Origin of the sequence: Streptomyces sp. NPDC047841 (assembly GCF_040704085.1) — a bacterium.
GTDB lineage: Bacteria > Actinomycetota > Actinomycetes > Streptomycetales > Streptomycetaceae > Streptomyces > Streptomyces argyrophylli.
The window spans coordinates 346,625-359,869 of the sequence record NZ_JBEYRP010000010.1; the positions used below are offsets into that span (position 1 = coordinate 346,625).

Genomic DNA, 13,245 nt, shown 5'->3' on the forward strand with positions numbered 1-13,245 from the left:
GCCGGCGCAACGGCTACCTGCTCACGTCCACCGCGGCGATCCCGCTGCCCGAGGGGACGTAGAGCCGGCCACCGCGCGCGACCGGGGTGTGCTGGTCGTCGCCCGCGTCCCGGCCCAGCACCGCGTTCCAGCGCTCCTTCCCGTCGAGGCCCAGCGCACAGACCCGCTCGCCCGCACGCGCGTACACCGTGTCGCCGGCCACCACCGCGCGGGGGTAGGCCGTGCCGCCCCCGAGGCCGTACCTCCAGGCGCGGGAGCCGTCGGCCGCCCGGACGGCGTACACGCCGTCCTGTTCGGTGCCGACGGCCAGGGTACGGCTGCCCCCGGTGAGGATCCCGCCGTCGTCCTCCCTGCGCCACAGCCGCCGGCCGTCCGAGACGCGGAAGCCCTGGCGTTCGGCGGCGGAGTCCGTGAACAGGGTGGTGCCCGCGAGAGCGAGGACGGTGACGTCGGTGCCGGCGGACACCTGCCACTTCCGCGAACCGTTCCGGGCGTCCAGCGCCAGCAGGACGTCGCCGTAGCTGCCCGTGCAGACGGTCCCGGCCGAGACGAGCGGGATGCCGGTGGGGCCGGCCGGGGTCTTGGCGGTCCACTTCTCGCTGCCGTCGGAGGCGTAGCAGCGCAGCCCGCCGGTGTCCGTGCCGCCGACGGAGACGAGGACGTCCTGGCCGAGCAGGACGGGGACGTCGTACCGCCGGCCGCCGAGGGTGCGGGTCCACAGCGGGCTGCCGGACGGGCTCACCGCGGTCAGCCGGCGCTCGTCCTCGGAGTGCAGGCCCACCACGCAGTACACGGCGTCCCGGGTGGCCACGGGCGTGGAGACGTCGTCGCCGAGCCGGACCTTCCAGCGCCTGGCCCCGTCCCGGGAGACCGCGTGCAGCACACCGCCGGAGGTGCCGGCGTAGACGACGGAACCGTCCGGGGAGAGCGCGCAGCAGGCCCCGTCCAGCCCGCCGATGCCGCCGAGGTCGTACTGCCAGCGCAGCACCGCCGCCGCACCGTCCGTCCGGTCGGCGGACGGGGCCGGTGAGCGGTCGCTGCCGCCACCGCTCCCGGTACCGGGCCCGAACCCCCACAGCCGGCCGCCGGCCCCCACCCCGGCCACGGCCACGGCTCCCCCGGCGAGAAGGGTGAGAAGCCGCCGCCGCCCGGGAGCCACGGCACCCGGACGACCGGGAGTGGCGACGGTGTCCGAGCCGGCCGCCCGGACCGAGTCACCGCGGGCGTCAGGGCCGGCCGACGCCTCCAGGCCCGCCGACCCCGCCGGGGCGGCACGCTCGGCCGAGTCACCCGGGGCCACCACCGCCGCCGAGCCGGTCGGGGTGGCACGGGTCGCCGAGTCCGCCGGGTCACCCGGGGTCGCCACCGCCGGGCCACCAGGGGTGCCAAGGGTGGCCGCCGGTACCGGGGCGACCGGGGTCGTACGCGTTCCCGGGTCGTCCGCAGCGGCGAGGGCCGCCGAGCCGGTCGGGGTGGCACGGGTCGCCGAGTCCGCCGGGGTCGCGGAGGCCGTCGAGTCGCCCGAGGGCGACGCCGGCGCCGGGCCACCCGAGGCGCCAGAGGTGGCCGCCGGTACCCGGGCAGCCGGGTCGCCCGCAGCGGCAGCCGCCGAGTCCGCCGGGGCCGTCGAGTCGCCCGAGGGCGACGCCGGCGCCGGACCATCAGAGGTGCCAGGGGTAGCCGTCGGTACCGGGGCGACCGGGGCGTCCGCAGCGGCAGCCGCCGAGCCCTCGGGGACCGCCGGGGCCACCGATTCGCCCGAGGGTGACGCCACCGCCGGGCCACCCGAGGCGCCAGAGGTGGCCGCCAATGCCGGGGCGGCCGGGGTGGGACGCGTTGCCGGGTCGTTCGCGGCCTCAGCCGCCGGGCCGGCCGGGGTCGCCACCGCCGGGTCCGCCGTGGTCGCAGGGGCCCCCGGCCCCGCCGGGGTGGCAGAGGCCGCTGACCCCGCCGGGGTGGCAGGGGCTGCCAAGGCGGTGGTGGGGTGTGGGGTCAGGTACTCCACGCCGCTGGGGCGGTCGTCCGGGGTGGGGCGTGGCGGGGACGCGGGGCCGTACCAGCCCGGGCGGACGGCGGCGCGCAGGGTGTCCGGGGCGTACCCGGCGCCCGCCACCACCGCCGCCGGCGCCGGGCGCTCCAGCGGGTCCTCGCGCAGACAGGCCGTCACCAGCGGGCGGATGTCCTCCGGGACGCCGGACAGGTCGAAGTCGCGGGTGAGGATGCGCAGCAGGACCACCGAGTCCTGGCCCTCGCCGAACGGTTCCCGGCCGGCCGCCGCGTACGCGAGGACCGCGCCGAGGGAGAAGACGTCGCTGGGCGGGCCGACCTGGCCGCCGTTGCGGATCTGCTCCGGCGAGACGTAGCCGACCGAGCCGACGACCGCGCCGGTGCGGGTCAGCGAGGTGGCCTCCAGCGCCCGGACGATCCCGAAGTCGATGACCCGGGGCCCGTCCGGGCCCAGCAGGATGTTCGACGGTTTCAGGTCGCGGTGGACCAGCCCCTTGGCGTGGATGGCCGCCAGCGCCTCGCCGAGCGCGGCGGCGAGGATCCGGACCGAGGGACGCGGCAGCGCGCCGTGGTCGAGCACGGCGTCCCGCAGGTTCGGCCCGGACACGAACTCCGTCGCCATCCAGGGCCGTTCGGCCTCGGTGTCGGCGTCGACGACCCGTGCGGTGTAGGTGTCCGCGCCGCCGACGGTCTGGGCGGCGCGGACCTCGTGGCGGAAGCGGGCGCGGAAGGTGCGGTCCTCGGCGTGCTCGGCCCGTACGACCTTCACCGCGAGCCGCAGTCCGGTGCGGGACTCGGCGAGGTAGACCTCGCCCATGCCGCCCGCGCCGAGCCGGTGCGTGGTGGTGTACGGGCCGATGTGGCGCGGATCTGTGGCGCGCAGCGGCTGCACTGACGGGGTCCCCCTGTCCGACGTGGTGTCAAGGGGAGGTTATAGCGCGGTTCAGACCGCCGGCACGCAGCGGCCGTCCTCCGTGCGGTACTGCCACTTCGCGCCCTGCGCCACCAGTTCGCCGACGGCGTTCACGAAGCGCTCCACGTGCTCGTCCGGCGTGCCCGCGCCGAAGCTGACGCGGATGGCGTTGAGGGACTTCTCGCCCGGGGCCGCCTCGGGGGCGCCGCACTCGCCCTGGGTCTGCGGGTCGCTGCCGAGCAGGGTGCGGACCAGGGGGTGGGCGCAGAAGAGGCCGTCGCGGACGCCGATGCCGTACTCGGCGGAGAGCGCGGCGGCGAAGTGCGAGCTGTTCCAGCCCTCGACGACGAAGGAGATCACGCCGACGCGCGGGGCGTCGTCGCCGAAGAGGGACAGCACGCGCACCCCGGGCACCTCGGCCAGGCCCTCGCGCACCTTGGCGATCAGGTGCTGTTCGCGGGCGACGAGGGTGTCCCAGCCGGCCTCGGTGAGGGCCTTGCAGGCGGAGGCGATGGCGTAGGCGCCGATGACGTTCGGGGAGCCGGCCTCGTGGCGGGTCGCGCTCTCGTGCCACTCGACGGCCACGCCGCCGTCCTCGCGCCGGGTGACCTTGCGGCTGGCTCCGCCGCCCGCGAGGTACGGCTCGGCCGCCTGGAGCCAGTCGGCGCGGCCGGCCAGGACACCGGAGCCGAAGGGGGCGTACAGCTTGTGGCCGGAGAAGGCGACCCAGTCGACGTCCAGCTCGCGGAGGTCCACCGGGTGGTGCGGGGCCAGCTGGGCGGCGTCCAGGACGATGCGGGCGCCGTGGGCGTGCGCGGCGGCGGCCAGTTCACGCACCGGCCACAGCTCGCCGGTGACGTTGGAGGCGCCGGTGACGCAGACCAGGGCCGGGCCGTAGGGGTCCCGGCCGGCCAGGGCCCGCTCCAGGGTCTCCACGGCCTGCCGCGGGGTGCGCGGGGCGTCGAGGTAGGTGACCCGCGCGTCCTGCCAGGGCAGCAGCGAGGCGTGGTGCTCGGTCTCGAAGACGAAGACCTGGCAGTCGGCCGGGACCGCCCGGGCCAGCAGGTTGAGGGAGTCGGTGGTCGAACGGGTGAAGACCACCTGGTCGGCCGGGCGGCAGCCGAGGAAGTCGGCGACCGTCCTGCGGGCGTTCTCGAACAGGTCGGTGGAGAGCTGGGAGAGGTAGCCGGCACCGCGGTGGACGCTGCCGTAGTACGGGGCGTACGCGGCGACGTCGTCCCAGACGCGCTGGAGGGCCGGGGCGCTGGCCGCGTAGTCCAGGGCGGCGTAGCTGACCTCGCCGCCGGTGACCAGCGGGACGGTGACATCCCGCCCGAGAACGGGCAGAGGGGTGCAAACGGACTGGTCGGCGGCAGCGGTGGAGACAGACATGGCGGAACTCCCGTGACAGGAATGCGGAGGAAATGCAGAAAAGGGCTGCAAAAGGGTGTGCGGAGGCGGGGCTCTGCGGCCCTAACGCATTCGCTTGCTCACGGAAGGCTCCCTCGAACGACCAGGACCCCTGGTGTGTGAGGGGTCCGCGCTTGCCGTAGGCCTTGCTGCCGTACGACCTGGTCTTCACCCGGGGCACCCCGCCACGGACGGAGGGTTGCCGGACAGTCGGCCGGGGCCTCATGACTGTCACTCATGACCTGGTACAGGAACGTACTGAAGTGATCGTCGTCCCGCAACCCGTGTCCGGATCGCGGGACGACTCACGGGGGCGTCAGGCGTTGCTGACGGCCACCCAGCGCTCCAGGGTGCGCTTGGCCGCGCCCGAGTCGATGGACTCCGCGGCCCGCGCCATGCCCGCGCGGATCTGCTCGGTGAGCGGCGCGTCCGTGGGCTCCAGGGCGACCAGCGCGGCCGCCGAGTTCAGCAGGACGGCGTCCCGTACGGCCCCCCGCTCGCCGTCCAGCAGCCGGCGGGCGACCTCGGCGTTGTAGGAGGCGTCGGCACCGCGCAGGGCGTCCAGGGGGACGAGGTCGATGCCGACGTCGCGCGGGTCGAAGACCTCCTCCGTGACCTTGCCGTCCCGGACCACCCACACCCGGGAGGTAGCGGTGACGGTCAGCTCGTCCAGGCCGTCGTCGCCCCGGAAGACCAGCGCGGAGTTGCCGCGCTCGGCGAGGACACCGGCGACGATCGGCGCCATGCGCGGGTCGGCGACGCCGACGGCCTGCGACCGCACCTGGGCGGGGTTGGTCAGCGGGCCCAGCACGTTGAAGGTCGTCCTGATGCCCAACTGCCCCCGGGCCGCGGCGACATGACGCAGGGACGGGTGGAACCGCACCGCGAAGCAGATGGTGATGCCGGCCTCCTCGGCCACCTCGGCCACCCGCTGCGGGGTCAGGTTGAGGTTGATGCCCAGCTTCTCCAGGACGTCGGAGGAGCCGGAGGCGGAGGACGCGGCGCGGTTGCCGTGCTTGACGACCTTCGCCCCGGTGCCCGCGACGACGATCGAGGACATGGTGGAGATGTTCACCGTCTTGGCGCCGTCGCCGCCGGTGCCGACGATGTCGACGGCCGGGCCGGGCACCTCGATGACGTTCGCGTGCGCGTACATCGTCCGCACCAGTCCGGTGATCTCCGGCACCGTCTCGCCCTTGGCCCGCAGCGCCACCATGAACCCGGCGATCTGCGCGTCGGTCGCCTCCCCGCGCATGATCAGGTCCATCGCCCAGGCGGTGTCGTCGGCGGACAGGTCCCGGCCGTCCAGCAGACCGTTCAGCAGGGCGGGCCAGGAGCGGCCCGCCGCGGTGTCGCCTCCAGCGGGGGTCACAGCGCTCATCAGCCGCTCCTCGGACAGGTTCCTGCTACGTCGTACCCCACCCTATCCAGCCGGACGGCACGCTGAAGGGCCCCGTCCGCAACCCGGACGGGGCCCTTCATCGTGGCGTGGCGACGCGGGGATCAGTGGTGGCCGTGGCCGCTCGTGATCTCCTTGTACTCCTCGACGGTCGGCTTCGGGATCTGGTTGTCCTCGCCGAAGTAGGCGTTGGACAGCTTCGCCCGCAGCTTCGTCGCGGCCGGGACCTTGCGCTCGACCCCGTTCTCGTCGACCGTCGGGCCGATCTCGGCCGGCTGGTACTGCTGGTGCGAGGTGAGCGTGTGCAGCTGCTCCTGGCTCAGCGGCTCGTGCACCTCGATGAACTCACCGTGCGGCAGCCGCTTGATGATGCCGGTCTCGCGGCCGTGCAGCACCTTGTCGCGGTCGCGGCGCTGGAGGCCCAGGCAGATCCGCTTGGTGACGATGAACGCGATGACCGGAGCCACGAAATAGGAGATCCGGACGAACCAGGTGACCGCGTTGATCGACAGGTGGAAGTGGGTGGCGAAGATGTCGTTGCCACCACCGATCAGCATCACGAAGTACACGGTCAGCCAGGCGACACCGAACGCCGTACGGGTCGGGGCGTTGCGCGGGCGGTCCAGGATGTGGTGCTCGCGCTTGTCGCCGGTGACCCAGGCCTCGATGAACGGGTAGAGCGCGATCGCGGCGAGGATCACGCCGAACAGCACCAGCGGGATGAACACGCCCAGGACCAGCGTGTGACCCCAGAGGTTGATCTCCCAGCCCGGCATGGCACGGATCAGGCCCTCGGCCATACCCATGTACCAGTCCGGCTGGGCGCCGGTGGACACCTGGTCCGGACGGTAGGGGCCGATGGCCCAGATCGGGTTGATCTGCGCGATGGCCGCGAGGGCCGCGAGCGCACCGAAGACCAGGAAGAAGAAGCCGCCGGCCTTCGCCATGTACACCGGCAGCAGCGGCATGCCGACGACGTTGTTGTTCGTCTTGCCGGGACCCGCGAACTGCGTGTGCTTGTGGTAGAAGACCAGGATCAGGTGGCCCACCACCAGGCCCAGCATGATGCCCGGCAGCAGCAGGATGTGGATCGAGTAGAAGCGGGCCACGAAGTCGCCGCCCGGGAACTCGCCGCCGAAGAGGAAGAACGAGATGTACGTGCCGACGATCGGCACGGACAGGATCGCGCCCTCCATGAAGCGGACACCGGTGCCGGAGAGCAGGTCGTCCGGGAGCGAGTAACCGGTGAAACCGGTGAACATGCCCAGGACGAACAGCAGGAAGCCGAACAGCCAGTTGATCTCACGCGGCTTGCGGAACGCGCCGGTGAAGAAGACGCGCATCATGTGCACGAACATGCCGGCGATGAAGACGACCGCGCCCCAGTGGTGGATCTGCCGGATGAGCAGACCGCCGCGCACGTCGAAGGAGATGTGCAGGGTCGAGCTGAACGCCTCGGACATCAGCTGTCCCTGGAGCGGGACGTACGTGCCGTGGTACTCCACCTCGTTCATCGACGGGTGGAAGAACAGCGTCAGGTAGACACCCGTCAGGATGATGATGATGAAGCTGTAGAGGCAGACCTCACCCAACATGAACGACCAGTGGTCGGGGAAGATCTTGCGCATGTTGGCCTTGGCGAGGGAGTAGATCCCGAGCCGGCCGTCGGCCCAGTCGGCGAGACGCTCGCCGGTGGGGGCCTTCCCGCGGGAGCGGGAGGTCTCGTTCGCTGAAGTACTCATCCGCGCTCCCAGAAAGCAGGACCGACGGGCTCCTCGAAGTCGCCGAGCGCCTGGAGGTAACCCTCACTGTCCACACCGATGCGCAGCTGCGGCAGGGCGTGGCCGGCGGGGCCGAAGATCACTCGGGCACCGTCGGAGAGGTCGAAGGTGGACTGGTGGCACGGGCACAGCACGTGGTGCGTCTGCTGCTCGTACAGGGAGATCGGGCAGCCGACGTGGGTGCAGATCTTCGAGTAGGCGACGATGCCCTCGTGCGACCACTCCAGCTCGCGCTTGTCCTTGATGTTGCCCGGCTGGAGCCGGACGATCATCAGGGCGGCCTTGGCGATCTCCGTCTGGAACTCCTCGGAGTGCTCCTCCAGGCCGTCCGGCTTGGCGAAGGTGAGCGAGCCGACGGCGACGTCCTCGGGACGCAGCGGCTGGTTCGTGTTCATGTTGACCAGGCGCTTGCCCTTGGCCCACAGGGTGTGGCGCAGCTTGGTCCCCGGCGCCGAGCCGAGACCGCCGAGCAGCATGACGCCGGAGAGCGGCACCAGGGCCAGCGCGCCGAACATCGTGTTGCGGATCAGCTTGCGGCGGCCGAGCACCGACTCCTTGGCGCCCTGGCGGAAGTCCGCGTGGACCTTCGCCCGGACGTCGGCGGGAGCCTCGATCGGGTGACGGTCGTCGGCGACCTCCACGTCGGACATCAGGGTGCGGGCCCAGTGGACCGCGCCCGCGCCGATGCAGAACAGCGCCACACCGAGGGTCAGACCGAGCGCGAAGTTCAGCGCGTTGATGTGACCGATCGGGAAGACGAAGATCGACTTGTCGTGCGGGACCGCCAGGTACGCGACGATGAAGCCGATGGTGGCCAGCATCGACACCGTGAACAGCAGGCCCACCACGCGCTCGGACCGCTTGGCGGCCCGCTCGTCGATGTCCTGGATCCGGTGCTCGTGCGGCGGCAGCCCCGGGTCCGCGAACGGGTTCTCCTCGTCCGCGATCCCTACCGCGCCGTGCGCGTGGTCCTGCTCAGCGGGCAGGTTCTCTTCTGGAATGTCTTGGCTACTCATGACTTCTTGGCCTTTGCGGTCCGAGCGGCGACCCAGACGGCGACCACGATGAGCGTGCCGAGGCCGAAGATCCAGCCGAACAGACCCTCACTGACCGGCCCGAGGCCGCCCAGCTCCAGACCACCCGGGTTCTCGGTCTTGTCGCCGTTGACCGCGTTGAGGTACGCGATGATGTCCTTCTTGTTCTTCTCCGACAGCGTGGTGTCGGGGAAGGACGGCATGTTCTGCGGGCCCGTCTGCATGGCCTCGTAGATGTGCTTCGGAGCGACACCCTCCAGGCTCGGCGCGAACTTGCCCTTGGTCAGGGCACCGCCCTTGCCCGTGAAGTTGTGGCACTGCGCGCAGTTGGTGCGGAACAGCTCGCCGCCCTTGGCGGTGTCCGCGCCCGCGGGGCCGTACTGCTGCTTCGTGGGCACGGCCGGGCCGGCGCCCAGCGACGCGACGTACGCGGCCAGCTGGTCGATCTGGGCCTGCGAGTAGATGTTCTTCTTGCGCGGGATCTGGGCGCCCTGCGAGGTCGCGGCGGGCATACGGCCGGTGCCGACCTGGAAGTCGACGGCCGCGGCGCCCACGCCGACGAGGCTCGGGCCGTCGGAGGAGCCCTGGCCACCGGTGCCGTGGCAGCTGGCGCAGCCGACCTCGTAGAGCTTCTTGCCCTCCTTGATGGTCAGGGACTGGGAGGTTTCATCGGCCTGCGCCTTGCCCGCGGGCGCGAACGCGGCGTACAGCCCCCCAGTGGCCGCCAGCGCGAGGAGTAGGACGACGACCGCCGCCAGCGGATGGCGTCGTCGTGCGGAGAGCTTTTTCACGGATTACCCCGGTGTCAGGATCTTCTGCGTCGGTGCTTCTGGATGTGCGGGAGCGGGCCCGGCTACTTGATCAGGTAGATCGTGGCGAAGAGGCCGATCCAGACGACATCGACGAAGTGCCAGTAGTAGGACACGACAATGGCGGCGGTCGCCTGCTCGTGGGTGAACCTCTTGGCCATGTAGGTGCGGCCGAGGACCAGCAGGAAGGCGATGAGACCGCCCGTCACGTGCAGGCCGTGGAAGCCGGTGGTCAGGTAGAACACCGAGCCGTACGGGTCGGAGGACAGCGAGATGCCGTCCTTCTTCACCAGCTCCGTGTACTCGTAGATCTGACCGCCGATGAAGATCGCACCCATGATGAAGGTGAGGATGAACCAGCCACGGAGCTTCTTCACGTCGCCGCGCTCGGCCGCGAACACGCCGAGCTGGCAGGTGAGGGAGGAGAGCACCAGGATCGTGGTGTTCGTGGCGGAGAAGGGCACATTCAGTGCCTCCGCCATCCCCTTCCAGTGAGCCGGTCCGGTCACCGACCGGAGGGTGAAGTACATCGCGAAGAGGGCCGCGAAGAACATCAGCTCGGAACTCAGCCAGATGATGGTTCCGACGCTGGTGAGGTTCGGCCGGTTGACCGACGGGTGCGCGTGCCCGGTTTCTACTGTCGTTGCTGTCGCCACGACCGACATTATGTCGGTCGCTTATCTCGCGCTCACTCCGGGGGGTGCCGTTCGGAGTGTTGCCACCCGCCGGACCGGTGTTGACGTGGTGTTCATGGGGACATCGGCGGGAGTAACATCCGCCGCAACGGGCCCGCCCGTCCTGTCCGTACGACGCCGACGTCTCGGAGGAACAATGCAGCCGACCGCCACGGTGCTGGTCTACAGCGACGACTCCAACACCCGCGAGCAAGTACGGCTGGCCGCCGGGCGCCGCCCGGCGCCCGACGTCCCCCTCGTCGAGTTCGTGGAGTGCGCGACTCCGCAGGCGGTGCTGCGGGAGCTGGACAAGGGCGGCATCGACGTCTGCGTGCTCGACGGCGAGGCCGTGCCGATGGGCGGCATGGGGGTGTGCCGGCAGATCAAGGACGAGGTGTTCGGCTGTCCGCCGGTGCTGCTGCTCATGGGGCGGCCGCAGGACGCGTGGCTGGCCACGTGGAGCCGGGCCGACGCGGCGGTCACCCTGCCGGTGGACCCGGTGGAGTTCGCCTCCGCCCTGGCCTCCCTGCTGCGGCAGCGGCGCCTGGTGGGCGCCTAGCGGGGCGGGGCGCCGGGCTCCCGGGCGAGTGCGGGCCGGTGGGTCCTCCTCGCACGGTTCCCCGCGCCCCTCCATCACGCCGCCGCCGGCTGGACGCGCAGCGCGTCCCCGGGGGCCGGGCCGTCCGGTGTGCCCTTGAAGAGGGCGCTGCCCTTGCGCCACTTCTGCCAGTCGACGTTCCAGTCGCCGAAGCCGTTGCCGAAGGGCTCCATCTCGTCGCCGTTGGAGTTGACGACCTTGACGATGTCGCCCTCGCGGACGGTGTCGAAGAACCACTCGGCGTTGGACGTGCTCATGCCGGTGCAGCCGTGGCTGACGTTGGCGTACCCCTGGGAGCCCACCGACCAGGGGGCGGCGTGGACGTACTCGCCGGACCAGGTGACCCTGGTGGCGTAGTAGACCGGCAGGTCGTAGGAGTCGGCGCTGCCCTCGGCGATGCCGACCGTGGTACCGCGCATGCGTACGTAGTACTGCTTGGCCAGGACCACCTTGACGCCGTTGCGGGTCTCGAAGCCCGGCTTGCCCGTCGTGATGGGGATCTGGTTGATCTCCTGGCCGTTCTTGTAGACCGTCATCTGGTGCGTGGCGGCGTCCGTGACCGCCTCGATCCGGTCTCCGGTGGTGATCTTCAGCGGCTTGGCCGCGCCGCCCCACAGCCGGTCCCCGACCCGGATGCCCTCCAGGTTGCTGTGCACCTGGATGGTGGCGTGGGCGGGCCAGTAGTCCTTGGGCCGGTAGTGGAGCTCCTTGTTGCCGACCCAGTACCAGGAGCCCTGCACGGCCGGCGTGGAGTCCACCCGCAGGGCCTGTTCCACGACGGCGCGCTGCGCCTTGTCCTTGATGTCGTGGTCGAGCTGGGCCGTGATCGGCTGTCCGACGCCGTAGGTTCCCTTCTCCGGCCCGAACGTGACCTTCAGGCGCTGCTTGCTGGTGGGCTGGCTGGTGTCGAACGTGAGGACCTTGCGGCCGGGCGCGCCGTCCTCGTCCTCGGTGCTCACCGTGACCGTGTAGTGGGCGTTGGCGGCCAGCGGGGAGGTGCTGTGCCAGCGGCTGCCGTCGGCGGCGAGTTCGCCCGCCACATGGCGCCCTGTGGCGTCCTGGGCGGTGACGTCCGTGATACGGCCCTCGTCGCTGTTGGCGGTCACCTCCAGGGGTTTGTCCGGGTCGGCCCGCTTCCCCGCTTCGGTGGGGCCGTTGAAGGAGATCAGGCCCGCTGCGTCGTACGGCCTGGCCGACAGGGGGTTGCCGTCCGAACCGCAAGCGGTGACGCCCGCGCCGAGGGCGGTCACCAGCAGCGCGCAGCTGACGACGGTGCGGGTCCGCGGAGTGTGGTTCATATGATCACGCTATGAGATGAAAGGCCCACTGGCATGGCAGGTAACTCGTACGAGCGAACGACACTGCGCCAGAGGAAGGACACCCGCGGGACACGCGCGAGGAGACGCCGGAGCAGCCGGAAAAGCCGGGAGCCCGGACCCCCCTGAAGGAGGGTCCGGGCTCCCGGCGCGTCGCTGCGCGTTCTACTGGGTGCGGTTCTCACCGTGGTAGTACTCGAACACCCAGCCGAAGATGCCGACCACGATGAACGGGGCGGCGAAGTAGATCAGCCACCAGCCGACCGCGATGCTGAGGAAGGCGACGGCGCCGCCGAAGCCCAGCATGAGCGGCTGCCAGCTGTGCGGGCTGAAGAAGCCCAGCTCGCCCGCGTCGTCCGCGACGTCGGCCTCCTTGTCGTCCTGGGCGCCCGCGTCGACCCGCCGGGCGGTGAAGCCCAGGTAGAAGCCGATCATGACGCTCAGGCCGAAGGCCAGGAAGAGCGCGGTGGTACCGGCCGGCTCCTTCGACCACACGCCATACACGATGGCCATGATCAGGATGAAGACGCTCAGCCAGACGAACATCCGACCCTGGATCTTCACTTGCCGGCCTCCTTGCTGCCCGCGACGGCGGTGCCGTGACCGGCGTGCTCGAGCTGTTCGAGCGCGGCGATCTCAGGGTGGTGCAGGTCGAACGCCGGGGATTCGCTGCGGATCCGCGGCAGGGTGACGAAGTTGTGCCGGGGCGGCGGGCAGGAGGTCGCCCACTCCAGCGAACGGCCGTAGCCCCACGGGTCGTCGACGCCGACCGGCTTGCCGTACTTGGCCGTCTTCCAGACGTTGTAGAGGAACGGCAGGATCGACAGGCCGAGCAGGAAGGAGCTGATGGTCGACACCGTGTTCAGCGCGGTGAAGCCGTCGGCGGCCAGGTAGTCGGCGTAGCGGCGCGGCATGCCCTCCGCGCCCAGCCAGTGCTGGACCAGGAAGGTGCCGTGGAAGCCGATGAACAGCGTCCAGAAGGTGATCTTGCCGAGACGCTCGTCGAGCATCTTGCCGGTCCACTTCGGCCACCAGAAGTGGAAGCCGGAGAACATCGCGAAGACCACCGTGCCGAAGACGACGTAGTGGAAGTGGGCCACCACGAAGTACGAGTCGGAGACGTGGAAGTCCATGGGCGGCGAGGCCAGGATGACACCGGTCAGACCACCGAACGTGAAGGTGATCAGGAAGCCGGTCGCCCAGAGCATCGGTGTCTCGAAGGACAACGAGCCCTTCCACATCGTGCCGATCCAGTTGAAGAACTTCACACCGGTCGGTACGGCGATCAGGAAGGTCATGAAGGA

At 71.0% G+C, this 13,245-nt stretch carries 11 protein-coding genes and 1 riboswitch; of the genes, 1 reads left to right on the forward strand and 10 read right to left on the reverse strand.

The annotated features are described in order from the left end of the window. Nucleotides 1–13: 13 nt before the first annotated feature. From AB0947_RS19105 to AB0947_RS19135, 7 genes are all read right to left on the reverse strand, one after another. The gene (locus tag AB0947_RS19105) at nucleotides 14–2,899 is read right to left on the reverse strand and encodes a PQQ-binding-like beta-propeller repeat protein (RefSeq protein ID WP_366751482.1); all 2,886 of its coding nucleotides are present in this window, start codon (nucleotides 2,897–2,899) and stop codon (nucleotides 14–16) included. A 51-nt stretch (nucleotides 2,900–2,950) separates the two neighbouring features. Then, nucleotides 2,951–4,312 (reverse strand): aminotransferase class V-fold PLP-dependent enzyme, encoded by a 1,362-nt coding sequence (locus tag AB0947_RS19110; protein WP_366751483.1) that lies wholly within the window; start codon nucleotides 4,310–4,312, stop codon nucleotides 2,951–2,953. Nucleotides 4,313–4,455: 143 nt separating this feature from the next. After that, a riboswitch (SAM riboswitch) is annotated at nucleotides 4,456–4,573 on the reverse strand. Nucleotides 4,574–4,646: 73 nt separating this feature from the next. Then, nucleotides 4,647–5,711 carry an anthranilate phosphoribosyltransferase gene (trpD, locus tag AB0947_RS19115; protein ID WP_366751484.1) on the reverse strand — a complete coding sequence of 355 codons (1,065 nt, stop codon included), beginning with the start codon at nucleotides 5,709–5,711 and terminating at the stop codon, nucleotides 4,647–4,649. 122 nt (nucleotides 5,712–5,833) lie between these two features. After that, on the reverse strand, nucleotides 5,834–7,471 hold the full coding sequence (locus AB0947_RS19120) for a cytochrome bc complex cytochrome b subunit (RefSeq protein WP_366751485.1): 1,638 nt from the start codon (nucleotides 7,469–7,471) through the stop codon (nucleotides 5,834–5,836). After that, the gene (locus AB0947_RS19125; protein WP_366751486.1) at nucleotides 7,468–8,526 is read right to left on the reverse strand and encodes a Rieske 2Fe-2S domain-containing protein; all 1,059 of its coding nucleotides are present in this window, start codon (nucleotides 8,524–8,526) and stop codon (nucleotides 7,468–7,470) included. Before AB0947_RS19125 ends, AB0947_RS19120 begins: the two co-directional genes overlap by 4 nt. Further along, nucleotides 8,523–9,335 carry a c-type cytochrome gene (locus AB0947_RS19130; RefSeq protein ID WP_366751487.1) on the reverse strand — a complete coding sequence of 271 codons (813 nt, stop codon included), beginning with the start codon at nucleotides 9,333–9,335 and terminating at the stop codon, nucleotides 8,523–8,525. Before AB0947_RS19130 ends, AB0947_RS19125 begins: the two co-directional genes overlap by 4 nt. A gap of 62 nt (nucleotides 9,336–9,397) precedes the next feature. Continuing rightward, nucleotides 9,398–10,018, reverse strand: a complete 621-nt coding sequence (locus tag AB0947_RS19135; RefSeq protein ID WP_171157058.1) for a heme-copper oxidase subunit III — start codon at nucleotides 10,016–10,018, stop codon at nucleotides 9,398–9,400. Nucleotides 10,019–10,184: 166 nt separating this feature from the next. Here AB0947_RS19135 and AB0947_RS19140 point away from each other — a divergent pair, with 166 nt between their 5' ends. Beyond that, the gene (locus AB0947_RS19140; RefSeq protein WP_171157056.1) at nucleotides 10,185–10,586 is read left to right on the forward strand and encodes a two-component system response regulator; all 402 of its coding nucleotides are present in this window, start codon (nucleotides 10,185–10,187) and stop codon (nucleotides 10,584–10,586) included. Between the two features lie 74 nt (nucleotides 10,587–10,660). Here AB0947_RS19140 and AB0947_RS19145 read toward each other — a convergent pair whose 3' ends face one another. The 3 genes from AB0947_RS19145 to AB0947_RS19155 all read right to left on the reverse strand — a co-directional run. Beyond that, on the reverse strand, nucleotides 10,661–11,923 hold the full coding sequence (locus tag AB0947_RS19145) for an Ig-like domain-containing protein (RefSeq protein WP_366751488.1): 1,263 nt from the start codon (nucleotides 11,921–11,923) through the stop codon (nucleotides 10,661–10,663). 183 nt (nucleotides 11,924–12,106) lie between these two features. Continuing rightward, nucleotides 12,107–12,505, reverse strand: a complete 399-nt coding sequence (locus AB0947_RS19150) for a cytochrome c oxidase subunit 4 (RefSeq protein WP_171157052.1) — start codon at nucleotides 12,503–12,505, stop codon at nucleotides 12,107–12,109. Beyond that, on the reverse strand, nucleotides 12,502–13,245 hold a 744-nt coding region (locus AB0947_RS19155), incomplete at its 5' end, for a cbb3-type cytochrome c oxidase subunit I (RefSeq protein WP_366751489.1). The genes AB0947_RS19150 and AB0947_RS19155, both read right to left, overlap by 4 nt.

What these genes read in the sequence shown, in the direction of transcription:
- AB0947_RS19110 (WP_366751483.1), bottom strand. Translation starts at nt 4,312, where the DNA reads ATGTCTGTCTCCACCGCTGCCGCCGACCAGTCCGTTTGCACCCCTCTG.
- trpD (WP_366751484.1), bottom strand. Translation starts at nt 5,711, where the DNA reads ATGAGCGCTGTGACCCCCGCTGGAGGCGACACCGCGGCGGGCCGCTCC.
- AB0947_RS19120 (WP_366751485.1), bottom strand. Translation starts at nt 7,471, where the DNA reads ATGAGTACTTCAGCGAACGAGACCTCCCGCTCCCGCGGGAAGGCCCCC.
- AB0947_RS19125 (WP_366751486.1), bottom strand. Translation starts at nt 8,526, where the DNA reads ATGAGTAGCCAAGACATTCCAGAAGAGAACCTGCCCGCTGAGCAGGAC.
- AB0947_RS19135 (WP_171157058.1), bottom strand. Translation starts at nt 10,018, where the DNA reads ATGTCGGTCGTGGCGACAGCAACGACAGTAGAAACCGGGCACGCGCAC.
- AB0947_RS19140 (WP_171157056.1), top strand. Translation starts at nt 10,185, where the DNA reads ATGCAGCCGACCGCCACGGTGCTGGTCTACAGCGACGACTCCAACACC.
- AB0947_RS19145 (WP_366751488.1), bottom strand. Translation starts at nt 11,923, where the DNA reads ATGAACCACACTCCGCGGACCCGCACCGTCGTCAGCTGCGCGCTGCTG.